This window comes from Corynebacterium sp. ACRPZ, from assembly GCF_022346205.1.
Lineage (GTDB): Bacteria > Actinomycetota > Actinomycetes > Mycobacteriales > Mycobacteriaceae > Corynebacterium > Corynebacterium lehmanniae.
In genome coordinates, this window is record NZ_JAKRMR010000022.1 from 1 (window position 1) to 26,975 (window position 26,975).

The 26,975-nt window shown below is 66.3% G+C and carries 21 protein-coding genes, 2 tRNA genes and 1 other RNA gene; 9 read left to right on the top strand and 15 right to left on the bottom strand.

Annotated elements, in window-relative coordinates; translation table 11 throughout:
• The first annotated feature begins 158 nt into the window (after positions 1 to 158).
• Genes MHX64_RS11365 through MHX64_RS11375 form a run of 3 tightly spaced genes read left to right on the top strand, consistent with a single transcriptional unit; the run spans position 159 to position 3,145 of the window.
• Positions 159 to 1,151: an exonuclease domain-containing protein gene (locus MHX64_RS11365; protein WP_239357567.1), complete on the top strand. Its 993-nt coding sequence runs from the start codon at positions 159 to 161 to the stop codon at positions 1,149 to 1,151.
• A 10-nt stretch (positions 1,152 to 1,161) separates the two neighbouring features.
• A complete protein-coding gene (locus MHX64_RS11370) occupies positions 1,162 to 2,430 on the top strand; it encodes a MurT ligase domain-containing protein (RefSeq protein ID WP_239357566.1) in 1,269 nt (422 codons plus the stop codon).
• Complete coding sequence (locus MHX64_RS11375) at positions 2,423 to 3,145, top strand: glutamine amidotransferase (RefSeq protein ID WP_181889534.1); 723 nt, start codon at positions 2,423 to 2,425, stop codon at positions 3,143 to 3,145. The genes MHX64_RS11370 and MHX64_RS11375 overlap by 8 nt, the downstream gene beginning before the upstream one ends.
• A gap of 52 nt (positions 3,146 to 3,197) precedes the next feature.
• Here the strand turns inward: MHX64_RS11375 and MHX64_RS11380 are convergent, their stop codons facing one another.
• The 6 genes from MHX64_RS11380 to ffs form a co-directional block, all read right to left on the bottom strand.
• Positions 3,198 to 4,280, bottom strand: coding sequence for an HNH endonuclease signature motif containing protein (locus MHX64_RS11380; protein ID WP_239357565.1), 1,083 nt, complete (start codon positions 4,278 to 4,280; stop codon positions 3,198 to 3,200).
• Positions 4,281 to 4,396: 116 nt separating this feature from the next.
• Positions 4,397 to 5,023 carry a recombination mediator RecR gene (recR, locus tag MHX64_RS11385; RefSeq protein ID WP_070845387.1) on the bottom strand — a complete coding sequence of 209 codons (627 nt, stop codon included), beginning with the start codon at positions 5,021 to 5,023 and terminating at the stop codon, positions 4,397 to 4,399.
• A 63-nt stretch (positions 5,024 to 5,086) separates the two neighbouring features.
• Positions 5,087 to 5,461 carry a YbaB/EbfC family nucleoid-associated protein gene (locus MHX64_RS11390; protein WP_239357562.1) on the bottom strand — a complete coding sequence of 125 codons (375 nt, stop codon included), beginning with the start codon at positions 5,459 to 5,461 and terminating at the stop codon, positions 5,087 to 5,089.
• Positions 5,462 to 5,500: 39 nt separating this feature from the next.
• Positions 5,501 to 7,681, bottom strand: a complete 2,181-nt coding sequence (locus MHX64_RS11395) for a DNA polymerase III subunit gamma and tau (protein WP_239357560.1) — start codon at positions 7,679 to 7,681, stop codon at positions 5,501 to 5,503.
• A gap of 10 nt (positions 7,682 to 7,691) precedes the next feature.
• The gene (locus MHX64_RS11400; RefSeq protein ID WP_239357557.1) at positions 7,692 to 8,972 is read right to left on the bottom strand and encodes an aminotransferase class I/II-fold pyridoxal phosphate-dependent enzyme; all 1,281 of its coding nucleotides are present in this window, start codon (positions 8,970 to 8,972) and stop codon (positions 7,692 to 7,694) included.
• A gap of 19 nt (positions 8,973 to 8,991) precedes the next feature.
• Positions 8,992 to 9,089, bottom strand: an RNA gene (gene ffs, locus MHX64_RS11405) — signal recognition particle sRNA small type.
• Between the two features lie 122 nt (positions 9,090 to 9,211).
• Here ffs and MHX64_RS11410 point away from each other — a divergent pair.
• The 3 genes from MHX64_RS11410 to MHX64_RS11420 all read left to right on the top strand — a co-directional run bounded on the left by MHX64_RS11410 (position 9,212) and on the right by MHX64_RS11420 (position 11,773).
• A tRNA-Ser gene (locus tag MHX64_RS11410) sits at positions 9,212 to 9,297 on the top strand.
• Positions 9,298 to 9,486: 189 nt separating this feature from the next.
• Positions 9,487 to 9,990 (top strand): ferritin, encoded by a 504-nt coding sequence (locus MHX64_RS11415; RefSeq protein WP_181889678.1) that lies wholly within the window; start codon positions 9,487 to 9,489, stop codon positions 9,988 to 9,990.
• A gap of 85 nt (positions 9,991 to 10,075) precedes the next feature.
• Positions 10,076 to 11,773: an alkaline phosphatase gene (locus MHX64_RS11420; RefSeq protein WP_239357555.1), complete on the top strand. Its 1,698-nt coding sequence runs from the start codon at positions 10,076 to 10,078 to the stop codon at positions 11,771 to 11,773.
• A gap of 2 nt (positions 11,774 to 11,775) precedes the next feature.
• Here the strand turns inward: MHX64_RS11420 and gluQRS are convergent, their stop codons facing one another.
• Positions 11,776 to 12,696, bottom strand: a complete 921-nt coding sequence (gene gluQRS / locus MHX64_RS11425) for a tRNA glutamyl-Q(34) synthetase GluQRS (RefSeq protein WP_239357554.1) — start codon at positions 12,694 to 12,696, stop codon at positions 11,776 to 11,778.
• A gap of 19 nt (positions 12,697 to 12,715) precedes the next feature.
• Here gluQRS and MHX64_RS11430 point away from each other — a divergent pair, with 19 nt between their 5' ends.
• Both MHX64_RS11430 and MHX64_RS11435 read left to right on the top strand, forming a co-directional pair.
• Complete coding sequence (locus tag MHX64_RS11430) at positions 12,716 to 13,357, top strand: queuosine precursor transporter (protein WP_239357553.1); 642 nt, start codon at positions 12,716 to 12,718, stop codon at positions 13,355 to 13,357.
• Positions 13,358 to 13,917: 560 nt separating this feature from the next.
• On the top strand, positions 13,918 to 15,285 hold the full coding sequence (locus tag MHX64_RS11435; protein WP_239357552.1) for a hypothetical protein: 1,368 nt from the start codon (positions 13,918 to 13,920) through the stop codon (positions 15,283 to 15,285).
• 57 nt (positions 15,286 to 15,342) lie between these two features.
• Here MHX64_RS11435 and tgt read toward each other — a convergent pair whose 3' ends face one another.
• The 6 genes from tgt to MHX64_RS11465 form a co-directional block, all read right to left on the bottom strand.
• Positions 15,343 to 16,590 carry a tRNA guanosine(34) transglycosylase Tgt gene (gene tgt / locus MHX64_RS11440; protein WP_239357551.1) on the bottom strand — a complete coding sequence of 416 codons (1,248 nt, stop codon included), beginning with the start codon at positions 16,588 to 16,590 and terminating at the stop codon, positions 15,343 to 15,345.
• Complete coding sequence (locus MHX64_RS11445; RefSeq protein WP_239357550.1) at positions 16,587 to 18,950, bottom strand: MMPL family transporter; 2,364 nt, start codon at positions 18,948 to 18,950, stop codon at positions 16,587 to 16,589. Before MHX64_RS11445 ends, tgt begins: the two co-directional genes overlap by 4 nt.
• Before the next feature lie 109 nt (positions 18,951 to 19,059).
• Positions 19,060 to 19,147: transfer RNA gene (locus MHX64_RS11450), tRNA-Ser, on the bottom strand.
• Between the two features lie 38 nt (positions 19,148 to 19,185).
• Positions 19,186 to 19,413 carry a CsbD family protein gene (locus MHX64_RS11455; RefSeq protein WP_194560023.1) on the bottom strand — a complete coding sequence of 76 codons (228 nt, stop codon included), beginning with the start codon at positions 19,411 to 19,413 and terminating at the stop codon, positions 19,186 to 19,188.
• Between the two features lie 76 nt (positions 19,414 to 19,489).
• Positions 19,490 to 19,924: a nucleoside deaminase gene (locus tag MHX64_RS11460; RefSeq protein WP_239357548.1), complete on the bottom strand. Its 435-nt coding sequence runs from the start codon at positions 19,922 to 19,924 to the stop codon at positions 19,490 to 19,492.
• A gap of 29 nt (positions 19,925 to 19,953) precedes the next feature.
• A complete protein-coding gene (locus MHX64_RS11465) occupies positions 19,954 to 20,436 on the bottom strand; it encodes a tRNA adenosine deaminase-associated protein (RefSeq protein WP_239357547.1) in 483 nt (160 codons plus the stop codon).
• A gap of 50 nt (positions 20,437 to 20,486) precedes the next feature.
• Here MHX64_RS11465 and MHX64_RS11470 point away from each other — a divergent pair, with 50 nt between their 5' ends.
• Positions 20,487 to 21,491 carry a prephenate dehydrogenase gene (locus MHX64_RS11470; RefSeq protein ID WP_239357546.1) on the top strand — a complete coding sequence of 335 codons (1,005 nt, stop codon included), beginning with the start codon at positions 20,487 to 20,489 and terminating at the stop codon, positions 21,489 to 21,491.
• A 13-nt stretch (positions 21,492 to 21,504) separates the two neighbouring features.
• On the opposite strand, the gene MHX64_RS11475 is transcribed toward MHX64_RS11470, so the two are convergent.
• Both MHX64_RS11475 and MHX64_RS11480 read right to left on the bottom strand, forming a co-directional pair.
• Positions 21,505 to 23,682 carry an LPXTG cell wall anchor domain-containing protein gene (locus MHX64_RS11475; RefSeq protein WP_239357545.1) on the bottom strand — a complete coding sequence of 726 codons (2,178 nt, stop codon included), beginning with the start codon at positions 23,680 to 23,682 and terminating at the stop codon, positions 21,505 to 21,507.
• 183 nt (positions 23,683 to 23,865) lie between these two features.
• Positions 23,866 to 26,975, bottom strand: a 3,110-nt coding sequence (locus MHX64_RS11480) for an SdrD B-like domain-containing protein (RefSeq protein WP_304504354.1), incomplete at its 5' end; no start/stop codon positions are given.

Here is a 26,975-nt window from a genome sequence, read left to right on the forward strand (position 1 = left end):
TAAGAGACAGCACCGGCTCCCGCGCCTGCGCCTGCCCCGGATCCCGCGCCGCAGCAGCAGCCGTACGAGTACAACATCGGCGGGCTGAAGGTGCGCTCCAACACCAGGCTGGATCAGCCGCTGTACGAGGTGGCCGAGCCGTAAGCTACGTTGGAACGATGACTGAGAACGACTACCCCTACGTGGCGCTGTTTACCCAGGCCACGGGGATTCACCCGTCGACAGGGCGTCTGCTCACCATCGACGCGGTCACGTTCGACGCCGCCGGGCGCGTGGGCGAGGAGTTCCACGCCGTGGTCAACCCCGGCACCGACCCCGGCCCCGCCCACACCCACGGCCTGACCCCGCACGACTTCGCCCAAGCCCCGCGGTTCTCGCGCTTTTTGCGCACGCTGGACAAGCTTCTCGACGGCCGCGTGCTCGTCACCCACGACTCCCCCACCACCTGGGGTTTCCTCGTCTCCGAGGCGCGCCGAGCCATGAACGCCGCGGCCCGGGCGAACCGTTCGCGCCGCGGCCGCGGCAACAGGCGCCGCCAGAGGGTCGGCCACGTCCCTAAGCCAACTGCGATCGTGGACCTTTTGGCTAGTGCGCGCAGGCAGGGCCACATCCCGGTGGACACCCGCATCAACGCCGTAGCCAACCTCGTCGGCGTGGCGTCTACCCCGCCGACCGCCTCCACCGAGCGCATCGGCGAGGCCGAAGCCGACTTCTCGCGCGGCCAAACCCTGAAACTCGTCGCCATGTACCTGCAGATCGCCCCCGGCGGGCTGGTCGAGCTCAACCCCGAGGACCTGGCGCCGGACGCGTTCGGGTTGCAGCGCTCGTCGATACGCGTAGATGCGGAAAAAGCCCCCGCAGTCAGCGCGAACCCCGGTCACCTCGGCAAAGGCGGGCTTCTGCGCGGCATGGAATTCGTCGTCTCCGACGACATCGCCCTCAACCCCGACGAGCTCATCGACGCCGGCGTGCGCGCCGGCCTGACCTACCGCGAAAAAGTCACCCGCGAAACGTCCGTCACCGTCACCGACGCCATTCAACGCGGCGCCGACCTGCGAGGCAAAGCCATGCACGCGCACCGCAAAGACATCCCCATCGTCTCCGGCGACGAATTCGCCCGGCTAGTCGGACAGATGGAATCCGCGGAGTAGCCTTGTCCGCATGCAAGGACCCATCTCCCGCTTCCGCACCGCGGTAGCCGCCACCGCCGCCAACCTGGCCACGGCCGCCTCGCGGGCCACCGGCCGCGGTGCCGGCGGCATGATCGGCGGCCTCGTCGCCGCGGCGATCGACCCGAACATCATGGCCTCCCTCGGCGGCGGCCGCCCCACCGTCCTGGTCACCGGCACCAACGGCAAATCCACCACCACCCGCATGCTCGCCGGAGCCGTCGGCGCCAAGCACAAAGTGGCCACCAACGACGGCGGCGACAACATGGACGCCGGCATCATCTCCGCCCTCCTCGCCGGCAAAGACGCCGACGCGATCGTCTTAGAATGCGACGAGCTGCACGTGCCCAAAGTCGCCGAGCGCCTGCAGCCGGCAGCGTTCGTGCTGCTCAACCTCACCCGCGACCAGCTCGACCGCGTCGGCGAAATCAACTCCATCGAACGCGCCCTCCGCACAGCCGTCATGGCCCACCCGGACGCCACCGTCGTCGCCAACTGCGACGACGTCCTGATCACCTCCATCGCCTACGACCACCCCAACGTCGTCTGGGTATCCGCCGGCGCCGGCTGGACCGGCGACTCCGTGACCAACCCCCGCTCCGGCGGGCACGTCGTGCGCGAGGACGACGACTGGTACGCCGTTGAACCGCTCCCCGACGGCCGCGAATTCCGCCGCCCCACCCCCAAGTACCGGGTTGAGGGGGAAACGTTGGTGGGACCGGAGGGCGTCGCGAAGCTTGAGCTCAAACTCCCCGGCCGCGCCAACCGGGGCAACGCCGCCCAAGCCATCGCTGCCGCTGTCGAAGCGTTCGACGTCCCCCTCGACGCCGCCGTGCGCGCCGCCGCCGACGTGGACAACGTCGCCGGCCGCTACACCACCGTCCACCTCGGCGACCACGACGTCCACCTCCTCCTGGCCAAAAACCCCGCCGGCTGGCAAGAGGCGCTGTCCATGGTCGACCGCGATGCCGACGGCGTGGTCATCGCCGTCAACGCCCAACAAGGCGACGGCGAGGACGTCTCCTGGCTGTGGGACGTGAAATTCGAGGACTTCGGCGACACCCACGTTGTCGCCGCCGGCGAGCGCGCCACCGACCTCGCCGTGCGCCTGACCTACGGCGGCATCGGCCACGACACTGTCCACGACCCCATCGCCGCCATCCGCGCCTGCCCGCCCGGGCGCGTCGAGGTGCTGGCCAACTACACCGCGCTACTCAACCTGCGCCGCGCGCTGACCAAGGAGGAGGACTACCGTGCCTAAACTCACCATCGGCCTCGTCCTGCCCGACGTGCTGGGCACCTACGGCGACGACGGCAACGCGCTCGTTCTGCGCGAGCGTGCGCGCCGCCGCGGCATCGACGCGTCCATCGAGCGCATCATGCTTCACGACGACGTCCCGCCCTCCCACGATCTCTACACCCTCGGCGGCGGCGAAGACTCCGCCCAGCTGCTCGCCGCGGCGCGGCTGAGCGCATCCCCCGGGCTGCAGGCCGCGGCCGCCGACGGCCGGCCCATCTTCGCCGTGTGCGCCGGGCTGCAGGTGCTCGGCCATACCTTCCGCGCCCACGGCAACGAGGTCGAGGGCGTCGGGCTTCTCGACGTCACCACCGCCCCGCTGACCCGCCGCGCCACCGGCGAACTCGCCTCCGAGCCCACCCGCGCCGGCATCACCGCCGAGCTTTCCGAGCCGTTGACCGGCTTCGAAAACCACATGGGCGCAACAGTGCTCGGCCCGGACGCGTCGGCGCTGGGGCGCGTGACCCGCGGCGTGGGCAACGGCGCCGACGGCGAAGAAAAGGTCGACGGCGTCGTGCAGGGCAGCGTGATCGCCACCTACATGCACGGCCCGGCACTCGCCCGGAACCCGCAGCTGGCGGACCTGCTCATCGCCCGCGCCCTGGACATCCCGCTGGCGGAGCTGGAGCCGCTTGAGCTCGACGCGGTAACCAAGCTGCGCGAGGAGCGCCTGCGCTAAAAACCGCATGCGTGAGCGCCGTCGTCCGATTGGGCGGCGGCGTTTCGCGTTGTCAGTGCAGGGGTGTACTTCGTGGTCCGAAGAGTTGGTCGAGTGCTCCGCGGTCTGTGTTTCTCAGGTGGTATCCGCGGGGTGAGATCCACCAGGGTGCGCCTCTGATCATGGCGATGCGTCCGCGGGATTTGCGCCAGGGGTCGTCGTCGTTGATGCGGTTGTGGTACTTACACAGCGGCACGAGGTTGTCCATGTTGGTGTAGCCGCCGTGCTTCCACGCATCCACATGGTGGATCTCCGCACCGTACGCCCCGTGGCGGCAGCCGGGGAACGCGCACACGGGTGAGACCATGCAGGCCATGTCGCGCTGCTTCTGGTTGGCGAAGCGCTCGGTGTCGTACAGGTTCACCGCCCCTTCCTCCGGGTGGAAGGCGGCAACCTCCAAGGTGTCGCCGAACTCTTGCTGCATGTACTCCGCCCCGGTCATGGTGGTGCCGTCAGTCAAGGTGAGGATGACGTCGTCACCGTCGCCGGCCATGATGCGGGCGTGCTCGGTGATCGGCACCAGCACGATCGGGCGCGGTGCCGCGGCGACGACCCCGCCGGTTTTGCCTTCGACGATGCGCCAGAACGCCTCCTCCATCTGGGGTGCGGCCGGCTGTGTGGCGTCGATGCCTTGGCGCAGGCGGTGCTCGAGGTCTGCGGCTTTGCGGTCGGTGGTGTCGATGGTGATGCGTGCTCGGCCGTTCTTCGGCGCGGAGAACGCGACCTGTTTCTTCTTCGGAGCGTTATCCGCGCGGGGCACCAGTTCGCGGGCGGCGCGCTCGATCGCGCGGTACCCGCCGGTGACATCCAACAAGGCCAGGCGAAGCCGCCACCGCTCGCCGGCGTCTTTCACGCCGCCGACGCGGCGTTCAATCAGCGCCAGCTCGTCCAGGGAAAACCCGCGGGCCTTCTGTACTGCCACAGCTTGCTTGCGGGTGAACTTGGTCGGCCCGTAGTACACCTTTTGCATTGCGTCCCACGCGCGTGCCCGATCCGGTGCCATCCCGGCGCCCAGCGCAACAGACAGGTCGAAGTGCCGCAGCGTCTCCATGGATGCAGCGGCCATCGCCTGAATGAATGCGTCGAACGGGTTCATGCCACGAACACTAAACACAACGCAACCCCACACAACCCCCGAACCGAAATCTGTGGATAACTCACCACACCAGCCCCAACGTTGTCCACAGCCGCCCCCACCCGGGAACCGCGGCGCTACAACCGCAGTCTGCCGGTCAGGGCCCGGGAGAGCGTGAGCTCGTCGACAAATTCCAAGTCCCCACCCAGCGGCATGCCGGACGCCAAACGGGAGATGGTCAAGTCCGGAAAATCCTTCAAAAGCCGCACCAGGTACGACGCGGTCGCCTCGCCCTCGGTGTCGGGGTCGGTGGCCAGGATGACCTCGGACACCGCCGGCGCCTCGGCGCCCTCCAGATCCGGCAGCACCCCGCCGATGCGCTGCAACAGCGGCGCGATCGCCAGATCCTTCGGCCCGACGTTGGCCAGCGGGTCCAGCGCCCCGCCAAGCACGTGGTACCGGCCCGAGTATTCGCCGGTGCGCTCGATGACCTGGATGTCTTTCGCGTCTTCCACCACGCACACGAGCGCCTTGTCGCGCCCCGAGTCGGCGCAGATGCGGCACACGTCCTCGCGCGAGACGTTATTGCAGATGCGGCAGAACGTCACCCCGTCGCGCACGGCGGCCAATGCGGCGCGCAGCCTATCGACGTCCTCCGGCTCCTCCTTCAACAGGTGAAACGCGATCCGCTGCGCGGACTTCGGTCCGACGCCGGGGAGGCGCGATAGCTCGTCGATAAGGTCCTGCAGTGGTCCTTCGAACACGGCGTCCTTTCACATAAGAAAACGCGCCCGACCGCGCAAAGGGCCGGACGCGTAGAGCGGGAGTTAGATGATGCCGCCGAACGGGATCTCGCCCGGGCCTGCCTGCGGTGCGCCACCCTGCGGGGCGCCGCCGCCCACCGCGCCGCCGGTCAGCGGGGCGATCTTCTCCTCGGCGAGCTTGCCGGCCTGGTTGTGCGCGTCGCGGTACGCGGCGAGGATGAGGTCCTGCAGCGACTCGATGTCGTCGGCGTCGACGGCTTCCGGCTTGATCTTGATGTCGGTGATCTCGGCGCCGCCGGTCATGGTGACGGTGACGAGTTCGCCGCCGGCGGTGCCGGTGACCTCGGTCTGCAGCAGCTCCATCTGCGCCTGCTGGAGGGCGGCCTGCACCTCGGCGGCCTGGCGGATGAGTTCCTGCATGTCTTGCGGCTGGGTCATGGTTGTCCCCTTTCGTTCGCTAATAGTTCTCGCGCCAGTCTACAACGGCTTCGCGCCGAGCTCGGCGGCGAGCAGGTCCATCGCGACTTCGGTGGCGTCGCGGCGGTCGGCGGTGCCGGCTTCGTCGCGCGCCTGGTCAGCCATGTCGCGTTCTTCGTCCTCGCGGGTGTATTCGGGCACATTGCCTATCGACGCCTCCGGCTCCCCCTCGTCATAGTCATACGGCTCGGGCGGCGGCGGAATTTCGTCGCGTTCGCGCTTGGCTTTCTCGGCGGCCTTCTGGCTGGCGGCAAGGGCGGCGCTGCGCCAGTCGTCCTCGCGCTTGGCGGGCGTTGGCTGCGCCGGGGCTTGCTGCTGCGGCTGCTGCTGTGCCTGTGGTTGCGACGGGGCGGGTTGCGACGGGGCGGGTCCGCCGATCTGGGCGGGCGCGTCCCAGCCGCTGGCAGGCGCAGGGTCGTCCGATTCGGCGCTGTCGGAACTCGAGCCGTCCTCGCTGCTGGTTTCAGCGCCCGGGTTCCACACCTCGCGCTTGGCGGGGCGGCGCAGGTTCGCGGTGGACGGGTCGGTGCCGATGACGCAGCGGACCTGGATCTTCGCCCCGAGCTTCTCGGAGAGCACGGTGGCGATGTCCGTGTTGTTCTTCTCGGCGTTGATGCGCTCGGCCAGCGCGCCGGTGTGGTGGCCGACCACGAGGACGTCGCCGTCGAAGCCGAGCGGTTTCGCCTCGGTGAGCATGATCTCGGCGACCTTGTTGCGCTCGCCGACGGACTGACGCAGCCGCGTCCAGTCCTTGTCGATGCGCTCGAACAGCTCGTCCGTATCCGGCTGGGGCTCAGGCTTGGGTTCAGGCTGCTGGGGTTCTGCCGGCTGCGGCTCCGGTTGCGCGGGTTGCGGCTTGGGCTCGGGCTGCGCAGGCGCCTCCTGCTGGCGGTTGCGCGAGCTCGCGGCTGCGGCTGCTGCGGCGGCCGCCGCGGCCGCGCCACCACCCGCGGGAGCAGAGCTGGGTTGTTGCGACGTCTGGGGCTGCTGCGGTGACGGCGCAGATGAAGGCGTGGGCTGGGGCTGCTGCGGGGAAGGCGCAGCGCCAGCACCGGCGGCCGGGGTGGGCAGGGCGGCCCCGCCGCCCGGCTGCAGCGTGAGCAGGTGCGCGGCCATGATTTCCAGCAGCAGGCGGGGCGAGGTCGCGCCGCGCAGGCTCGCGATGCGGTCGTTGACCTCGGACGCCAACAACGCCAGGTGCTGCGGGAAGAACTGGTGGGCTTCTTGGGTGAGGATGTCGGCGCGGTCCGAAGGTGCGTCGACAAGCCCTTGCCCGAAGGCGTCCGGGACGGTGCGGATCAGCAGCAGGTCGCGCATGCGGTCGAGCAGGTCGAGGGCGAAGCGACGGGGCTCGTGGCCGGATTCGATGACCTGGTCGATGGTGCGGTACATCGCGCTAGCGTCGCGGTCGGCAAGGGCGTCGACGGCGGCGTCGAGAAGCGTCAGGTCCGTCACGCCGAGCAGCGGCAGCGCGAGCTCGTAGGTCAGGCCGTCCTCGCCGGCGCCGGAGAGCATCTGGTCCAGAATGGACAGGGTGTCGCGCGGCGAGCCGCCGCCGGCGCGGATGACCAGCGGGTAGACGTTCTCGTCGACGTGGACGCCTTCCTCCTCCACCACGTGCTGCACCAGCTCGCGCATCGCCTGCGGGGCCAGCAGCCGGAACGGGTAGTTGTGGGTGCGCGAGCGGATGGTGCCCAGCATCTTCTCCGGCTCGGTGGTGGCGAAAATGAAGATCAGGTGGGCGGGCGGCTCCTCCACGATCTTCAGCAGGGCGTTGTTGCCCTCCTTCGTGATCATGTGGGCCTCGTCGATGATGAAGACGCGGTAGCGCGACTCCGCCGGCGCGAACAGGGCGCGCTCGCGCAGTTCGCGCATGTCCTCGACGCCGCCGTGGGAGGCGGCGTCGAGCTCCATCACGTCCAGGTTGCCGCTGCCGCCCGGCGCGAGCGCGACGCAGGATTCGCACACGCCGCACGGCGTGGAGGTGGGCCCCTCGACGCAGTTTAAGGATCGCGCCAGGATGCGTGCCGAGGACGTCTTTCCGCAGCCGCGTGGGCCGGAAAAGAGGTAAGCGTGCGAGATCCGCCCGTTGTCCAGGGCGGTTGAAAGGGGGCGGGTCACCTGTTCTTGGCCGATGACCTCGCCGAACGTTGCGGGGCGGTATTTCCTGTACAGAGCCACGCGGGCAAGTCTAGTCCGCCTGTGCCTCCGCAGCTTCCACGCAGGCGAGCAGCACGCAGGTGGCTACGCCGTCCATGGCGGTGCGCACCTCATCCAGCGGCGGCAGCGACGGTGCGAGGCGGATGTTCTGGTCGTTCTCGTCCACCCCGCCGGGGAAGGACGCGCCGGCCTTGGTCAGGGTGATGCCGGCGTCCTTGGCTAGCTCCCACACGCGGGTGGCGGAGCCGTCCAGCACGTCGAGGGAGATGAAGTAGCCGCCTTCCGGTTCGGTCCACTCGGCCACCCCAAACTCGCCGAGGCGGTCCTGCAAAATCCCGACGACGGCCTCGAACTTCGGCGCCAGCGAGTTGGCGTGCTGTTTCATGAGCGTGTGCAACCCTTGGACGTCGCCAAGCAAACGCGCATGTGCAAGCTGGTTGACCTTGTTGGGGCCGATGCCGCGGATGGAGGCGTGGGAGGCGTACCACTCCAGGTTCGCCTTCGAGGAGGCGAAGAATGCCACGCCGGAGCCGGCGAGGGTGATCTTGGAGGTGGACGACATGTACCAGAAGCGGTTCGGGTTGCCGTGCTTTTCCGCCAGTGCGATCACGTCGGGGTTGTCCGGCAGCGCGCCGGTAAGCGTGTGGATGGCGTAGGCGTTGTCCCAGATGATGCGGAAGTCGGGCGCCGCGGTTTCCATCGCAGCAAGCTTCTCGACGACCTCCGGCGCGAACGTCACCCCCGTCGGGTTACCGTAAATCGGCACCGTCCACATGCCCTTGACCTGCGGGTCTTTCACCAGTTCCTCGACGGCGTCCATGTCCGGGCCGGTCGGGGTCATGGGCACCTGGACCATCTCGAAACCGAAGTGCTCGGTGATGGCGAAGTGGCGGTCGTAGCCCGGCACCGGGCAGATCCACTTGACGCGCTCCTCGTCCTTCCACGGGCGCGGCGAGTCGTTGGTGCCCCAGATATACGCCCAGGAGATCAAGTCGAACATGATGTTCAGGCTGGAAGAATCGCCGGCGATGAGGTTGTCCGGGTCGATACCCAGCACCTCGGCCCACAGTTCGCGGATGTCGGGGATGCCGGTCAGACCCCCGTAGTTGCGCACGTCCGCGCCAGTGTTGTCGGTGTAATCGCCCTCCCCCGGCAGGGAGAGCAGGGTGTTGGAGAAATCGAGCTGCTCGCTCGACGGCTTGCCGCGAGTGAGGTCCAGGTTGAGGTTGCGGGCCTTGAGCTCGTCATACTGCTGACGGGTGCGCTGGGCCAGCTCGGAGAACTGTGCGGGATCGAGATCCGAAAGAGACATGGGTTACATCGTACAGCGCAATAAAAGGGGACCCCACGCACCTGCCAGAGCTCGCTGACCCTTGCTGCGTTCCCGCCCTGGGGGAGTTCACAAGATAACACCGCGTGGGATCCTGCCCGATACTGTAGCCATGTTGCCCCTCCAGAAACAAGCCAAGGACGCATAAGCCGGATGCGCTGCGGTTTTGGCCTTGGGCGCCGGGTGGTCTAATATATCGCAAGACGCTTTCGAGTGTCGCTGGAGGATTCGACTAGCGGCCTATGTCACACGCCTGGAACGCGTGCGGGTTTCACGACCCTCGTGGGTTCAAATCCCACATCCTCCGCAAAATCCGAAACCGGTGCCCTGCGTGGGTGCCGGTTTTCGCATATACGCGTGGGGGAATTGGGGTTAAACGACAGATCTGTCATCAATGCCGTTGCAACACACCCACTCACCGCCATAGGGCTCCTCCTAAAAATTTTTAGGCAAGGCTTACCTAGCTACAAAATTTCGCGTACGATTGCGCACCATGATCGACCAACAGCTCAAAGACGCCATCAACCAGCAAGTCACCGAAGAGTACGCAGCCGCCTACACCTACCGCCACCTGGCCAACGAGATGGACGCACTGTCCTTCCCGGGCCTGTGCCAGTGGTTCGTCGCCCAAGCAAAGGAGGAGTGCGAGCACGCACTGAAGTTCGCCCAGCACCTCATCGACCGCGGTGAGCGCGTCGTGCCGAAGACCATCGAGATCAACGCGCCGGAGATCAACACGCCGCGCCAGGCATTCGAGGCCGCGCTCGCCCACGAACGGAAGGTCTCCGAGCAGATCCGCACCATCACCCGGCTTGCCGACGAAGTCGGTGACCTCGAGTCCCGCGCCCTGCTCAACTGGTTCCTCAACGAGCAGGTCGAGGAGGAGGCCACCGTCGGTGAGATCCTCGACCAGCTCAACCTCGTCGGCGATGACGGCTCGGGCCTTCTGCGTATCGACGCCCGGCTGGGCAACCGCGACATCGCGACCCCATCCGCGTAAAGGGTAAACAGCGCGAAAATTCGAGCTGAAATCCCCGCAAAATCGCGCCACTCGGGTCGCGGGACTGCCATCCACGGCCCAAGATATGGGCGTGAACTCGCCGCACACAGTCTCCCGCCGCAACTTCCTGCGCACCGCCGCTGTGGCGACGTCGGCGGCGGGTGCGGCGGTGGCGGTGCCGAGTGCGCAGTCACAGAGCACGCTGCCCACGAAGCCGGTGCCCGTGGAGATGGAGCTGCCACCCCTGCCGTTTGTGCACGGCGTGGCCTCCGGCGACCCGCTGCCGGACGCGGTGGTGATCTGGACGCGCATCACCCCCGACGAGCAGGCGATGCCCGGCTCCGGCGGCGGCGCCAACACCCGGGTGCGCTGGCGGGTCGCGCGCGACGCACAGCTCCGCGACGTCGTCGCCGAAGGCGAGACCGAAAGCCGCGTGGAGCGCGACCACACCATCCACGTCGACGTGTCCGGCCTGGAACCGGACACCGTCTACTACTACGCGTTCACCGTGGCCAACGGCCCGCACGAGGGCGCCGCTTCCCCGCTCGGCCGCACCAAAACCGCGCCCACTGGCCACGTGGACCGGCAGCGCTGGGCCGTCGCCTCCTGCGCCAACTGGGAATCCGGCTTCTTCACCGCCTACCAGGACATGGCCGCCCGCGCCTGGGCGGGCGAGCTGGACCTGACCGTGTTCCTCGGCGACTACATCTACGAATACGCCCAGTACGAATACGCCGGCTACGGGCCCGTGCGCCTGCACCAACCCGCCCACGAAATTGTCGCCCTGGCGGACTACCGCACCCGCTACGGCCGCTACCGCACCGACCCGCACCTGCGCGACGCCCACGCCGCCATGCCGTGGGTGGTGGTGTGGGACGACCACGAAATCGCCAACAACAACTGGCGCGACGGCGCCGAAAACCACAACGCGGACGAGGGCGACTTCCACACCCGCCGCGATGCCGCCATGCGCGCCTACTACGAATGGATGCCGGTGCGCCTGACCGAAACGTCCGACGAGGGCCACATCTACCGCTCCCTGCGATTCGGCGACCTGGTGGAGCTGACCATCATGGACCTGCGCACCTACCGCGACAAGGAGTTTTGGCGCGGCGGCGCCCGCCAGACCGGCGACGCCCGCACGATGCTCGGCTCCGAGCAGTACGACTGGCTCATCGACACCCTCGAGCGCTCCACCGCGACGTGGAACGCACTGGGCAACTCCGTGATGTTCTCCCCGCTGCACCTCGGCGCGGCGTTCAACCACGCGGCCACGCGTCCCGTCGCGAAGTCGCTCAGCGCGAACATCGTGCCGGCGCAGGCGCCGCTGCCCGAGCTCAACGACCTGCCGCTCAACGGCGACCAGTGGGACGGCTACGACTTCGAGCGCCGCCGCCTGATCAACGCCCTGGGCCGTTTAGGCAAGCAGCCGATCTTCCTCACCGGCGACATCCACTCCGAGTGGGCGCACACCATCACCCACGGCGGCGAAGAGATCGGCTGCGAGATCGTCTGCTCCTCCATCACCGCGCCGAACGTGGCGGAGTCGACGAAGATCCGCGCCGGCCACCCCATCTTCGGCGCGGCGTGCGGCTACCTGCGCGCGGCGAACCCCAGCCTGCACCACGTGGCGCTGGACACGCACGGCTACACGGTTGTGGACATCACGCCCGAGCAGGTGGACATGCAGTGGCTCCGCGTGCACAACATCCTGGACCCGGCCTCGCCCGTCTCCCCCGGCGCGACCCTGACGTGGCGCAAAGGCGAGGGCTTCGGGCAATAAGCCTATCGCGCCCACACCCACGGCCGGCGCGACAGCTGCGCCGGATCAAAAACCGCCCGTAACTTCTGGACGCTCGAAACGCCCGCGCAGCCGAGCGATTCCGCGATCTGCGCCACCACTTCTTCCGCACTGTTTTCGCGCAGCATCTCCCGCAACGTCACCGCCCCATCGCGCTTTGCCAATCGACGTCCCTCCGGCCCCACCACGAGCGGAACATGAACATACGAGGGAACTGTGAGCCCGAGCCGGTCGGCTAAGTACGCCTGAGCCGGCGCCGAAAACAGCAGATCGTCTCCGCGCACCACCTGGTCCACGCCCTGGTAGCCGTCGTCGACCACCACGGCCAGGTTGTACGCCCAGTCCCCCGCCTGCGCCTGGTCGATGCGCCCGCCACGTTTCAAGATCACATCGTCCACCGGACCTGTGTATTCGCCCTGATAGAAGTCGTGCACCGTCCACTCCCGCACGTGCGCCCGCAGCCTGATTGCCGGGAGGCGGCCCTCGGCGTGGAGCTCGGAGCGTCGATAAGCACGCTGCTCCTCCGTGAGATCGCGGCAGGTGCCCGGGTACATGCCGGGCTGCGCGTGGGGCGCGGAAGCCGCCTCGCGGATGTCGCGGCGGGAGCAGTAGCACTCGTAGGTGCCCAGGCGGGACAGCGCATCGGCGTACGCGTCGCCGCGATCGTGCTGGTAGATCACGGGCGGATCGAAGTCGAGCCCCAGCGCTTCCAAGTCCTCGATCTGGCGCTGCGCGGAGTCCGCGGACGAGCGCTCCGAATCAATGTCTTCCACCCGCAGGTAGAAATTGCGGCCCGTCTGGCGCGCGAACAACCACGCCAGCACCGCGGTGCGGAGGTTGCCGAAGTGCAGATCACCGCTGGGACTCGGTGCGTAGCGGCCGGCGGGAGCTTGAAAGTCAGACATGTGTGCCATGATAAATCGCATGTCACCTCGCGTTTCCCGCTCCCCGTACCCCTACCTGCTCGCCCTCTTCTGCGCAGTGTTTTTGATCTCCAACATCACCGCCCAAAAAGGCGTGGCCCTCGGGCCGCTGATCACCGACGGCGCGTTCTTCCTCTTCCCCATCTCGTATGTCATCGGCGACGTGATCGCCGAGGTCTACGGGTTCAAAGCGGCCCGCCGCGCCGTGTTCACCGGCTTCGCCATCGCCGTCATTGCGGTCCTGTCCTTCTATATTGCGATCTGGCTACCGGCCGCGGATTTCTACGACATGAACGACACCTTCGCCGCCGTCCTCGGCCTCCTGCCGCGGATCGTGGTGGCCTCGCTGACCGGCTACGTGGTGGGGCAACTGCTCAACGCGTGGGTGCTGCAAAAGATGAAGGACCGCTTAGGCACCGACCGCCTGTGGGCGCGCCTGATCGGCTCCACCATCGTGGGCGAATTCGCGGACACCTTATTGTTCTGCTCGATTGCCGCAACTGTGATTGGAATCGACTCCACCGGCGCGTTCGTGAACTACGTGGTGGTCGGCTTCCTGTGGAAGACCGCCATGGAGGTGCTGCTCCTGCCGGTGACCTACCCGACCATCGCGGCGGTGCGCCGGGCGGAGGCGTCCGTTTAAACCAGGCTTTTTCTGCCCGCAGCCGTTGTGGTTGCGGGCATTTTGCGTATCGACGCTCCCCTGCCACCGCAGCGGGGGTAAAAAACGGGGGTAGCGAGCAGAACGGGATTGTCGAACAATCCACGGATCTTTCAACAATCCGGCCATGACCGGCAGTTTCTTAACGGTTTTGGGGGAACTCTGAGAGACGATGAGTTGTATGCACTCCCCAAACGCGCAGGTAAAACCATGATTGTCTGAGGCGGTGCGCTATTACACCTTAGAGTGCATATTATGCCACCAATATGGATTGTTGAACCATCTACGGCCGCCCGGCGGTTGATCGTTCAACAATGCGTCGGAAGCCCGGATTGCAAGGCCCGGATTGATGAACAATCCGCAGGCCAACCGGGGTGCAAACGTTGAACAATCCAGAAAGTTTGTTCAACGATCCGCCCTTTTTTCTTCCCACTCTCCGAGCGTTTTACCTGCGCATACCCGGTGCATAAACTCATGGCTGTAACAAAGAACAAAACCAAAACACCCCGGGAAACCGGGACCGCACCAAGGAGACAGAAACCATGCGAGCAGCAATCCGAAACACCGCAGCAGCCGCCCTGACCGCCGCCATCGCCATCTCGGGTGTCAACGTCGCGACCGCCGCCCCGGCCGGTATTGCACTCGCACCCATTACCACCAACACCACCGACCTGATTGACACCGACGGTGACGGCCTGCCGGACATCTGGGAAGAAGAAGGCGTCATCCTCGCCGACGGCACAGAAATCCCCCTGCCGGACTGGGGAGCAGACCCCACAAGACCGGATTTGTTCATGCAGCTGAACTGGATGCCGTCGGAATACGACAGCCTCAACTGCGACACTGTCGCTGCCGCAGCATGCGCGAAGGCTAACCGCGCCACCTACGCACCCAGCACCGAATCGCTCGATGAGCTGGTCGACCTCTTTGCCGACCACGGCATCAACCTGCACATCGACGCAGGTGACCACTACACCAACATCGACAACTACGTCGAGTTCTTTGGCGGCGAAACCGTCGAGTACACCCCCGCCTACTTCCACAACGACGCGTACAGCGGTGAGAAGCTCATCAACACCATCAACGAGCTCGGCGACCGCGCAAACATCTTCCGCCCCGGCGTTATCGGCGACCGGATGTACTACGGCTACGACGCCACCGGCCTGGCACTGGTGGGTGATAACTCCTTCTACGTCGCTAACCCCGGCGGCCGCATGACTGATAAGCAGCTTCGCAACACCATCCTCCACGAGTTCGGCCACACCCTGGGGCTGCGCCACTACGGTGCCGCCGCCCACGTCGCCGCCATCAAAGACGGCGAGCCCATGCAGGCCGGCTACAACTCGGTGATGAACTACAACGACCAGTTCAGCCACTTCAACTACTCGGAGCAGCCCTACTTCGCCGCCACCGACGCAGGCCGCATCTTGGTCCCGGCCGACTGGGACGCGCTTGTACTCGACAACCCGCGCATTGGCGCCTACGCCGACGCCATCGGCGCCCGCTTCACCGCACCAGTCGAAGCCGAAAAGGTCGAAGAAGACATCGAAATCGAAACCCCGGCACCCGTCGAGGTCGCAGAACCCGAAGTTCCCGCCGAGATCGAAGCAGAAGTAGCTGAGGTCGACGAGGCTGAAGAAGCTGAAGAGGTTGAAGCCCAACGCGGCGTCGTCCCCGCCGAAAAGCCGCAAGCCAACGAGGCAGACAAGGCAGACAAGGCCGACGCACAGGTCAAGGTCGAGCAGGTCAAGGTCGAGCAGGTCAAGGTCGAGCAGGTCAAGGCCCAGCCCGCCAAGGCCGCACAACCCGCGAAGGCCGACGACGGCGTCAACATCGCAGCCATCATCGGCGGCGTCATCGCAGCCCTAGCCATCATCGGCATCGGCGCAGGCTTCCTCGCAATGAAGTAAGAACCAGACACAGAAGCGGGCCCTCCCCGATAAGGGAAGGGCCCGCTTTTGTGTCTGCTACTTCCCCGCGTAGTAGCGGCCGAGGAACTCGTCGCGGTAGGCCTCGTAGTCGCCGGCGTCGATGGCGGCGCGGATGTTGTCCACGAGCCGGATCATGAACTCCAGGTTGTGCATCGTGCAAAGCGTGCCGGCCAAGTACTCCTTGGCTTTGAGCAGGTGGTGGATGTACGCGCGGGAGTAGTTCTCGGAGACGTAGCCGCCGAACTCCTCGTCCAGCCCGGCGAAGTCGCGCTTGAAGCGGGCGCCGGCGAGGTTCATCCGCCCGTCCAGGGTGTATACCCCGCCGCGGCGGCCCAGGCGGGTCGGCGCCACGCAGTCGAAGGTGTCGGCGCCGGCCTCGACGGCGGTGAAGATGTCGTCCGGTTCGGAGATGCCCAAAAGGTGGCGCGGCATGTCAACGGGCAGCTCGTCGGTGACCCAGCCGACGATGGTGCCCAGGTTCTCCTTCTCCAGCGCGCCGCCGATGCCGAAGCCGCCGAAGCCCCGGCGGCCCTCGGAGCGGGCCTCCTTGTCCAGGTCCAGCAGGCCCCGCACCGCCTGCCGGCGCAGGTCCTCGTATTGGGCGCCTTGGACCACGCCCCAGAGGGATTGGAGGGGTTTGTCGGAACGTGCCGTCGTTAAGCGGTCATGCTCCAGCAAGCACCTGCGGGCCCAGCGGCGGGTGCGCTCGACGGAATGCTCCTGGTAGGCGCGGGTGTCCACGAGCGTGGTCAGCTCGTCGAAAGCGAACATGATGTCGGCGCCGAGCTGGTGCTGAATCTGCATGGACACCTCGGGTGTGAAGCGGTGCGACGAGCCGTCGATGACAGATTTGAAGTCCACGCCGTCGTCGTCCACGCGCGCCATGCGGTCCTTGTTGGCGGCGCGGATGTCGGAATCGGTCAGCCCAGCCACGTCCATGGCCAGGACCTTCTTAAACCCGACGCCGAGGCTCATCACCTGGAAGCCGCCGGAGTCGGTGTAGGTGGGCCCGTGCCAGTTTTCAAACGCGGCCACGCCGCCGGCCTCGTCCACGATGTCGGGGCCGGGCTGCAGGTAGAGGTGGTACGCGTTGGACAAGATCGCCTGCGCGCCGGTTTGGCGGATCTGCTCCGGCGTGAGTGTCTTCACCGTCGCCTTCGTGGCCACGGGGATGAACGCCGGGGTCTGGATGTCACCGTGCGGGGTGTGGATCACGCCGGTGCGGCCGTGGCGGCCCGGCGCGGGCTCGAGCTGGGTGCGGGCCTCAAACGTCACGTCGGTCATGCATGTTCCTTTTCTAGTTCGGTGCCCTCGACGTCCACTTCGGGCAGGAGGCGGTCGAGCCACTTGGGCATCCACCAGGTGGAGCGGCCCAGGATGTACATGGTGGCGGGGACGAGGGCCATGCGGATGAAGAAGGCGTCGAAAAGCACGGCGACGCCGAGGGCGAAGCCGAAGATTTGGATGAACGGCAGCGGCTGGTCAAGGAAGGCGATGAACACGGCGATCATGATGATCGCGGCGGCGGTGACCACGCGTGCGCCCTGCGCGAAGCCTTCGACGGTGGATTCGTGGACGGCGCGAAGCTTATCCCCGTCCCCACGTTTCAGATATGCCTCACGGATGCGGGTGACCAGGAAGACCTGGTAGTCCATGGCCAGGCCGAAGGTCACGCCGACCATGAAGATGGGCAAGAACGACAGGATCGGGCCCGGGGTGTTGACGAGGCCGAACAGCCCCTCCTGGAAAACCAGGACGGTCACGCCGAACGCGGCGCCGACAGAGAGCAAGAAGCCGAGCCCGGCCACCAGGGGCACGAGGAGGGAGCGGAACACCACCATGAGCAGCACGATGGCCAGGCCCACCACGATGGACAGGTACAGCGGCATAGCCTCGGCGAGCTCCTCGGTGATGTCCATCTGCACCGCGGTCAGGCCAGTCAGCCCCACGTCTACCCCGGTGGCGTCCTCCACCTGGCCGATCACGTCGCGCACGCCGTGGGCGACGGCGAGGGTGCGCTGCTCCTCGGGCCCGCCGTCCGGGGTGGCCAGGATCTGCGCGGCGGTGAGGTCCTCGTTGGCGCCGATGAGCTGGGCGTGGGTGATGCCGCCGACGGAACCGACCTCGCCCACGGTGTAGATGAAGCTGGCCAGCGCCGCCTTCTCGGCGTCGCCGCCGGCCTCGTCCGGGATGGCGTCCATGTACGGCTGCAGGATCTCCGAATCCGGGTTGACGCTGTGCGCGTCCACCACCAAAAGCAGCGGGGCGTTGACGCCGGGGCCGAAGCCTTCCGCCATGAGGTCGGCGGATTTGCGCTGGGTGGTGTCCAGGTTGGAGGTGGTGTCAGACGGCAGCGCCATCTCCAGGTTCAGCACCGGGATACTCAGGGCGCCGAGGCCCAGCACCACCACAGCCATGACCAGGCCGGGGGCCTTTTCCACGAAGCGGACCCAGCGCCGGCCCATGGAGTTTTCGTCCAGGTCCTTGCCCGGGCGCTTCCCGGGCCCGGGGTTGCCCGCCAGGCCAGGGATCTTGCCGGCGAACGCCTTCGAGCCCCACAGGCCGAGCAGCGCCGGCACGAGCGTGAGCGCCACCAGCACCGCGATGGCCACGGTGGCTGCGGCCGCCAGGCCCATCCAGGTGAGGAACTCAATCTGCGCCAAGGCCAGCGCCACCAGGGCCGTGAACACCGTGGTGCCGGCGAAGACCACCGAGGACCCGGCGGTGCCCACGGCCATGCCCGCAGCCTTGTCCGGCGGCAGGTTCCGCACCTCCTGCCGGAAGCGCGAGAGGATGAACAGGGCGTAGTCGATGCCCACCGCCAGGCCGATCATCACGGCCAGCACCGGGGTGACGTTGTTCAGCTCCACCCAGTGCGTGGTCAGCATCACCAAAAGCGCGCCGATGCCCACGCCCACCACGGCGGAGATCAGCGGGATCACCGACGCCGCGAGGGAACCGAACGTGACCACCAGCACAACAAACGCCACGCCCAGGCCAACCAGCTCGGAGGTGGTTTTCACCGCGATCGGGTCGCCGAATCCGGCGCCGCCGGCCTCCACCTGCAGCCCGGCGTCGCGGCCCAGCTGCATGGCCTCAGTCACCACGTCGCGGTCCGCTTGGTCCACGGACATCGACGACGGGGCATCGAAGTCGAAGGTGGTGTAGCCGATACGTGCGTCGTCGGAAAGCATCCGCAAATTGTGCGCGTCCGCCTCCGCACGCTCGGGCGGCATGCCCATCTCAGACATCTGGTCGACGATGGTGCGCTGCAACTGTTCGTTGACCTGCACCGGGTTGCCGAAACGCTGGCCCTCCACGCCCAGGTGGTCCTGGATGTAGCCGACGGTGGCATCCATCGCCGCCATGTGCTCCGGGGTGTCCAGCCGCTGCCCCTCCGGCGCGGCGAAGACCAGGTTCACACTCGGCGCGGTGGCCACGTTGCCCGCGTCCGGGAAGTTCTCCGCCATGGTGTCCAGCGCGTTGATGGCCGGGGTGTCCTCGATGGCGAACTCGTCCGTGAACGGCTTCATCAGCGACAGCGCGCCAGCGGCCGTCGCCCCGAGCAGCAGCAGCCAGGCGACGATCACCCGCCACTTGTGCAGGTACGACCAGCGCCCGAGTTTGTACAGCAGTTTCGCCACGTAAAAGACCCGTTCCTTCCCGCCCGCGGCCCGCGCGAGCGTAACCCGGCCCATCCTAGTGGCAGCCCCAGACATGCGAAAAGCCCCCGTTTCCGGGGGCTTGACGCGTTGGCGGTAGCGGCGGGATTTGAACCCGCGGAGGTTTTACCCTCACTCGCTTTCGAGGCGAGTACCTTCGGCCGCTCGGACACGCTACCGCCGAACAGATTAACGGCAGCGTTGCCGGATAACCAAATTAGCGCTCTGCGGCGTCCTCAGCCTCGTCGCGCTTGTCCTCAACCTTCGCGGCGACCTCGTTGGCCTTGTCCTTGATAGCGTCGCCTGCGTCGGAGAGCTTCTCCTTGGCGGAGCCGACCAGCTGGTCAGCCTTGCCCTCGTTGGTCAGCTTCTCGTTATCGGTGACGTTGCCCAGCGCTTCCTTAGCGCCGCCCTTGAGCTGGTCTGCCTTGTCCTCAATGCCCATTGTCTTACTCCTTTGTTCGTTGGAATCAGCTAGGTGCCCCACTATAGGTCCGAACGGCGCGGCGTTGGGTAACGATTCAATTACTCCTCAGACCTTCGAAGAACTCCGCCAGCATTTTGGCAGCTTCCGCCTCCAGCACACCCGCGCGCACCTCCGGGGTGTGCAGGTGGCGCGGGTCCCGGATCGCGTCCAGCACACTGCCCACCGCACCCGTCTTCGGCTCCCACGCGCTAAAGACCAGCGAGGACACCCGCGCGCCCAAAATCGCTCCGGCGCACATCGTGCACGGCTCCAGCGTCACCACCAGTTCGCAGCCGTCCAGCCGCCACGTCCCCAACGTCCGCGCGGCGTCGCGGATCGCTTCCACCTCGGCGTGGGCGGTGGGGTCGCAGTTCGCTTCTCGACGGTTCACGCCCGTGCCCACCACCTCCCCGTCAGCAGCAAACACGACAGCGCCCACCGGCACATCGCCGGCGGGGGTGCGCTTCGCAGTCTCGAGCGCGACGCGCATGCGCTCTTCAGCGCGTCTCAGCGGGGCGTTCACCCAACCACGTCGTCCAACTCGTCGCCGAAGCCGAGCTCGTCGGCGATTGCCAGGGCGAGGTCGGCCGGGTCGGCGTCGTCGTCAAGCAAAATGCTCATCTGCTCTTCTGACAGGCCGAGATCTGCGAGGATGTCGAAGTCCCCGTCCGCCCACGCGTCCACATTGTCCAGCTCATCCGGGTCGATGTCCGGGATCTCGGCGCCGGCCTCGTCCAGGATGTCCGCGGCGAAATCGTCGTCCACCGCCATCGTCGCATCGGAGATGAGCACCCGCGTCTGCGACGGGCCCGGGCGCACGATGACCAGGTAGTCCTCCTCCACGTTGAGCAGCGCGAACGCGGGCCCCTCCGCGCGCAGGTTGCGCACCGCGGTGATGGAGGTGGAAAGGTCCGAAAAATCGTCTTCGAACTCGCGCACACGCCACGCGCCACCTGTGCGCTCGACGGTGACTGCGTACCCGTCCGGGAAATCCTGGCTCATGGTGTCGAAGCGTAGTCCGCAGGCGCTGAGGTGTCATTAGACTGTGTGCGGTGACTACATATCAGCTGCCCCCAGTGTGCATCGTCGGCCTCGGACTCATTGGCGGATCGCTCATGCGCGACCTGCAAGCGCGCGGCGAGCGCGTCTACGGCTTCACGCTGCACGGCGCAGGTGCCGCGCGCAGGGACGGCTTCGATGTGTCCGACTCCGTGGAAGAGGTGCTTCGCCGCGCCGAGGACGACGGCGCGCTGGTGGTCGTGGCGGTGCCGATGCGGGCCGTGGCCTCCGTGCTAGACCAGGTGGCCGAGTTCGCGCCGTCGTGCGGCATCACCGACGTGGTAAGCGTGAAAAAGCCCGTCTACGACCTTGTTGTCCAGCGCGGCTTGGAGTCCCGCTACGTGGGCGGGCACCCCATGGCCGGCACAGAGTTTTCCGGGTGGACCGCTTCCCAGGAAGGGCTGTTCGCAAGCGCCGCGTGGGCCGTCACCTTCGATTACGCCCGCGAGCACCCCGGCAACCCCGAGTGGGCCGAGCTGTTCACCGTGGTGTGCCGCCTGGCCGCGGTGGTCGGCGCGGAGGCGGTGCCGGTGTCTGTGGACCGCCACGACGAGGCCGTCGCCCGCGTGTCCCACCTGCCCCACGTCATCGCCGAGGCGCTGGCTTTAGTCGGCGACCACGGCGGCACCCTGGCGCAATCCCTGTCCGCCGGGTCCTTCCGCGGCGCCACGCGTGTGGCCAGCACCGACCCGGATCTGGTTCGCAACATGTGCGAGACCAACGCAGAATCGCTGGTGCCCGTGCTCGACGAGTTCATCACCCTTCTCCAAGACGCCCGCGACTCGCTGTCCGGCGAGAGCCAGTCACTTGAAGAGCTGACCAAGTCCGGCCACCGCGCCCACCTGCGCATGGCCGCGCGCAAGGGGGCGCGACGCGAGTCCGTCTCGCCCGTGGAAATCTCCTCGCGCCCGATCATGCGCGTGCACCCGGGCACCCCCGGCTGGGAGAAGCAGCTGGTGCAGATCGAGTCCGTCGGCGGGCGCGTCGAGGTGTTCTAGGCCCGACGCGGCCTTACTGGTTCTCGCGACGGCGCCCCAGTACCAGGTAGGCGCCACCGATGAGCACGGACAGCACACCGAGCGCGATGATTGCGCGCATCGGGGTACCGGTATCCGCGAGATCACCATCGCGCTCATTGTCGGAGGAGGTTGTACGCGTCGTCGAAGTCGACTTCGCCACATTGGTGGAGTTGCCGCTGCGGGTGACCACCTTCGCGGACGGGGTCACGCTGGTGGAGCGGCCCGTGGAACGACCCGTGGTCTTGCTGGAGGTGACCTTCGTGCCGCCGAACGTGGTCTTGGTGGAATTGGTGCTCTTCGAGCCGCCAGCACCCGCCAGACCACCGGCGCCGGCCAGTGCGGCCGCTGGGGCGAGGAAGGACGACGCCACCGGACGGACCTGGTCGATAACCTTCAGCACCTGATCCGGCTTACTCAGCGTGGACGACGGGGTGGCGTTCGGGTCGCGCGGAAGCACAAGCTCGGCCTTGTCCTCGTCGCGGCGGATGAGCACCTCGGTGTTCTTGTAGCCCTTGGGAGCTTCCTTCAGGGTCAGTTGAATGAGGTTGCTGTCGCGCGAGTCCTTCTTCAAGTCGATGCCGATCCGGCCGCGGCCGTCGGCGTCGGTGGTGCCGACCACGCGGCCGTCCTCACTCTTGAACTCAGCGCCCTCGACGAGCTTGTCGTCGGCGGTCTTGACCAGGACGTCCACCTCGAAGAAGTTGTCCTTGGACTCGGCCGTCTTCTTCGTGGATGTCTGCGTGTCCTTCGGCGCAGCAACGGTGGTGGTGGCGGCGGAAGCGTTCTCGCCCTCCGGGAGGACGAACTTCACGGACTTGGCGCCGCGCTGAACCTCGGCCACGGAGCCGCCCCAGCCTTCCGGTGCCACGTCGATGGCCAGGTTAAAGGTGTCCTTACCGCGCGAGGCATCGTTCAGCTTCAGGGAAACCTTGCCCTTGCCGGTCTCGTCGGTGCTGCCGTCGACGGCGCCGTCCTTGCTGACAAAGTTGACGCCCTCCACGAAACGACCGTCCGCAGTGACAACTTCAACGTCGAGTTCGACGACCTCAACGTCCCGCTGGCCAACGCTCGGGGCCTTCTTGGACGGGGACGGCTCAGCGGTGGTGGTCGGGGTAACCGTCGCGGAGTCAGCAGCAGCGGCAGTGGTGGTCGCCGCGTCAGCTTCGGTTGCCGGGGTCTCGCCAGCAGCGGACTGCGGCTTCACCTCCAGGCCCGCCACGGCCTTGTAGTTGTCCTCTTCCGTACGGTCCGTCTCAATGGCGACAATCTTGCCGTCCTCAAGCTTGACGGCGTTGCCCTCGCCGTCGGCGAAGAAGGTGGCGTCATCGGCCAGGTAGGCGTACTCGAACGCGGCGACGTCGTCCAGGTTGACGCTCTCGTCAACCTTGGCAGGAGCTTCGTCCGCGGTGGCCTTATCGTCCTTCACGTTCAGGGTGTAGCGCGTCGCCTTGCCGCCCTCGGTGGCAAGCGCGACCAGCTCGGCGTCATTGTCTGTCGGAGCCCACGCAAGCTCCGGCAGATCGAGCACGCCTTCAACGGGCTTTTTCACAAAATCGAGGTTCTCCGGCGTGCTCTTCGTACCGGTTTCGTCGTCGGCGAGGTCCTTGGTGTAGACGGTTTCGCCGTCGATAAGCACGAGCGTGCCGTCCTTAGTAAAGGCGGCGGAAGTGATCTCCTCGGCGTCGAAGCCCGGGATCTCGCCCAGGTCCTTCAGGTTGCCGCTCTGTGGGTGGATGCGCAGCAGGTGGCCCTCGTCAGAGACGGCGTAGAGGCGGCCGTTGGTCGGGTTGCTGGCCACGGCGCTGTAGGTGTGGTCGTCGGAGGTGTACTGCACACCCGAGGTGCCGGAACCCGCGGCCGTCGCGGAGACAATCAGAGAGGCGAAACCCTTGAGGATGTCAGCCCACTCCTGCGCGGTGTCCGCCTTGGTCGTGGGGGCAACATTGCTTGTCGACGCCTTCGGGGACCCCGCAACCGACACACTCGACGTCGTTGCCGGGGCGGCGGAGCTGGTGTCCTCCGTGGAGACGACCGGAGCCTTCGACGTGGTGGACTCCGAGGACGGAGACGTGGTTTCCGCCTTCGCAACGGGCACGAGCGTCAGCGTGCCCGCGGCTGCAGCGGCGAGCGACAGCCCGGCGATGCGGTTGACCTTGGAGTTTGAAGCCATTATTACCTCTCGAATGTGAAAAAGCGCGCGAAAGCCCAAAAAGCACCTACGAATGTATACGTTTCAGCGCGTCGTCTCAATATTTAAAACCTGTAAATATACAGCGCCCCGGCCTCGCCGATGCCTATCGACGAGACCGGGGCACGTTTGAGAGCTCAGCCATGGACTAGAGCCCTCGGGACCTTAGTTGGCGGCCTCTTCCGGCTGAGTCTCAGAGTCAGCCTCATCCTTCTTGGAGCTGCCACCCTCGGAGCTGGAGGTGCTGGAGCCAGCGACATCTTCAGTGCCCTCAGCGTCTGCCTTGGAGGAGCTACCAGCGGAGCTGCCCTCCTCGCTCGGCTCGAACCAGCCCGCCTCACAGCCGGCGTAGAAGATACCCGTGAGCAAACCAGCGATAGCCAGCAGAGCGACGCCGCCCGCAGCAGCCGGGGCTGCCGGGTTGATCTGTGCCAGCTGACGGTTCACCTGGTCGATCTGCGCCTGCCACTGACCCTGGATCTCAGTGACCCACTCCGGCTGCTGGAAGCCGATACCAAGATCGACGTTCGGCATTGCCTCACGGATTGCTGCGTTGGCCTGAGCAGAAATCTGGTTCAGCTCATCCTCGAACATCACGCCGATGCCACCCATGACGGCACCGAGCAGGCCGAGCGGGACCAGCCACGCGACCGGGTTGGACACGGAGGAGGCAGAGGCCAGGCACTTGCCCAGGGAGCTGTCTTCCTCTTCGCCCTGCGGCTGTCCGGCATTACCTTCAGAGATACCCGCGGTGCGCGGGGTCTCCAGCTGGAGGTTGATGTACTGCTCGTCCTTGTTGACCTCGAACTCCTTGGACTCAAGGACCGCACCCGGATCGAAGGAGTTGTTCTCCGGATCCTTCGGGTCGACCAGGCGCAGCTCGCCCGGGCTGTCAATCTTCACCGTGTACTTGCCGTACGGCGTGCCCTCGAACAGGACGTTGCCGTTCTCATCGGCATTACCGGCGAAGGACGGCGTGCCGTCGGACGGCACCAGCGTGAGCTTCAGGCCGCTCAGGCTCTCGTCCGGGTCCTGCTTGCCATTGGCGTTTTCATCGACCCAGGCGACAACTCGGAGGTCGCTGGAGTCGAGCTCCGCACCCTCGGAGACCACAACGTGGGCGTTGCCCTTGATGTTGTCCTTCGGGGAGATGATCAGCACGGACGACGGGTCGTCGCCGTAGTCCGGTTCGCCCTCATAGCTACCGCCGCGACCCGGACGTGCCGGAAGCTCGCCGCGAGCCTCAGCAGCGTTGTGGTGCTTCGCGCCCGGCTTGAGGCCTTCCGGCAGCTCAGCGGTGAAGACCACACGCTCGCCCGGCAGCAGCGTGCCGGTGAAGCCTTCCGGTGCCTTGACATCAAGGTCGTAGCACTGGCTGTCCTCGGTCTTTTCGGACGCCTTAACCGGCTTGCACTCGTTCTCGTCAATGCCGTCCTCGTAGACGATGTCGGTGAGTTTGACGTTAACCATCGCGGTGGAACCGGTGTTCTTCACCTCGTAGGTGAAGCCCAGCGGCGAGTTGGCCGCAGCCTGAACCGGCTTGTCCTTGTTCGTGGCAAAGCGGGCGTTGACCTTCTTGTCCACGGCACCACGCAGGAACTTGGTGTAAGCGGAATCCGGCAGGGAGCCGACCTTCTCACCCTTGGAGGTGACACCGTTTGCGGTTGCGACGTTGTTGAAGTCGAACGCGTCTTCCGGCGCCTTCATCTTGGCGCTCCAAACCTTAGACTCGCCCGGTGCCAGTTCAGACTCGGCGGTCCAGCCTTCCGGCATGGTCAGCTCAATGTTGCGCTTTTCCAGTTCCGGATCGTCGAACTCGATGTCCTTGATCGGCTCGTCGCCGTCGTTGGTGACGATGAGGGCGTAGATGAGGTCCTCGCCGTCCTTGACGGTCATCACATCGTCGACAAGCTCACCGTCTTCATTCTTGACCTTGCCGTTGTTGTCAGCATCGCGGCCCCATACTCGCTTCTCAAGCTTCAGGGAATTGTTCGTGGTCAGGTGGATCTCCGGCAGTTCGACCTTCTCGCCAGTGCGCACCGGGACCTTGATCGGGTCCACGTCGTTGCCGCGGCCCGGGGTCAGGATCTCCACGTCGTGGACACCCGGAATGACATCGTCAACCTCGAAGGTGCCGTCGTCCTCGACCGGGATGACGCGGGAGTTGCCGCGCGGATCGGTCACCACAACGGTGGTCCCCGGCACAGCCTTGCCGTTGCCGTCGTCGACGCGGCCGACGATGGACTGCGTCTTCGGCGCCTCAACCTTGATCTCAACCGGGGTGGACTCGCCTTCCTTGACAGTCACGGTGCGGTTGATCTTGTCACCCTTGATGTCGACATCCGGCCAGCCCTCAGGCAGGGTGACCTCAAGATCGAAGTCGGCGACACCCTCCGGGAAGTACTTGAAGTCGATCGGCGGGGTGACAAAGTAGCCATCCTCGTCGACCTCGATCGGGACCTCGTAATCGAACGTCTCACCGGTCTCCGGGTCGGTAACGCCCTTCTTCACCAGCTTGATGTCAGAGCCAGTGATAGGACGGTTGGACTCATCGACCAACCAACCGTGGACAGAGCCCGGCTTCGCAGCCGGCTTATTCTTGTCCAGATCAGCGTTCGGCTTGGTCACCTCGATCGGCGGCAGCTTGGAGGTCTCGCCCTTCTTTACCGGCACAACCTGCGGCTTCGGATCGTTGAAGCCGTCCGGCGCGTCGACGATTACCACGTAATCGCCGTCCTTCGGCAGCTCCGGCACCTCGAAGTTGCCGTTCTCGTCCACCTCGATCGGATCGCCGATCTGGTTGCCGTCCTGGTCCTTGACGGTCACCGTCGGCGGCTGCGGCTTGCCGTCCTTATCCTTCACCGGCGGGAGCGGGTTGCCCTCCGGGTCCGTGATGGTGCCGACGATGCTCGGCTTCTTCGGCTCCGGCTTGGGTGCGGCAGTCGGCTTCGGTGCCGAGGTGGCCGGCTTCGTCGTCGGTGCCGGCTTCTCAGTCGACGTCGGAGCCGAGGTGGTCGGCTTCGTCGTAGTCGTCTTAGTCGTCGTCGGTGCGGGCTTCGCAGTCGACGTCGGAGCCGAGGTAGTCGGCTTCGGCGCAGACATCGACGGCTTGGAGGTGGTCGGCTTCGGCGTAGGAGTCGGCGACGGCTTAGGAGTCGGATTGAGATTCTCCAGCTTGGTGTCGCGGTCCTTCTCCACCGTCACCTGCTGCTCAGCAGGCGCGGTGTAACCATCCTTCGGAGTGACGACAACCGTGTAGTCGCCCGTGGGAACCT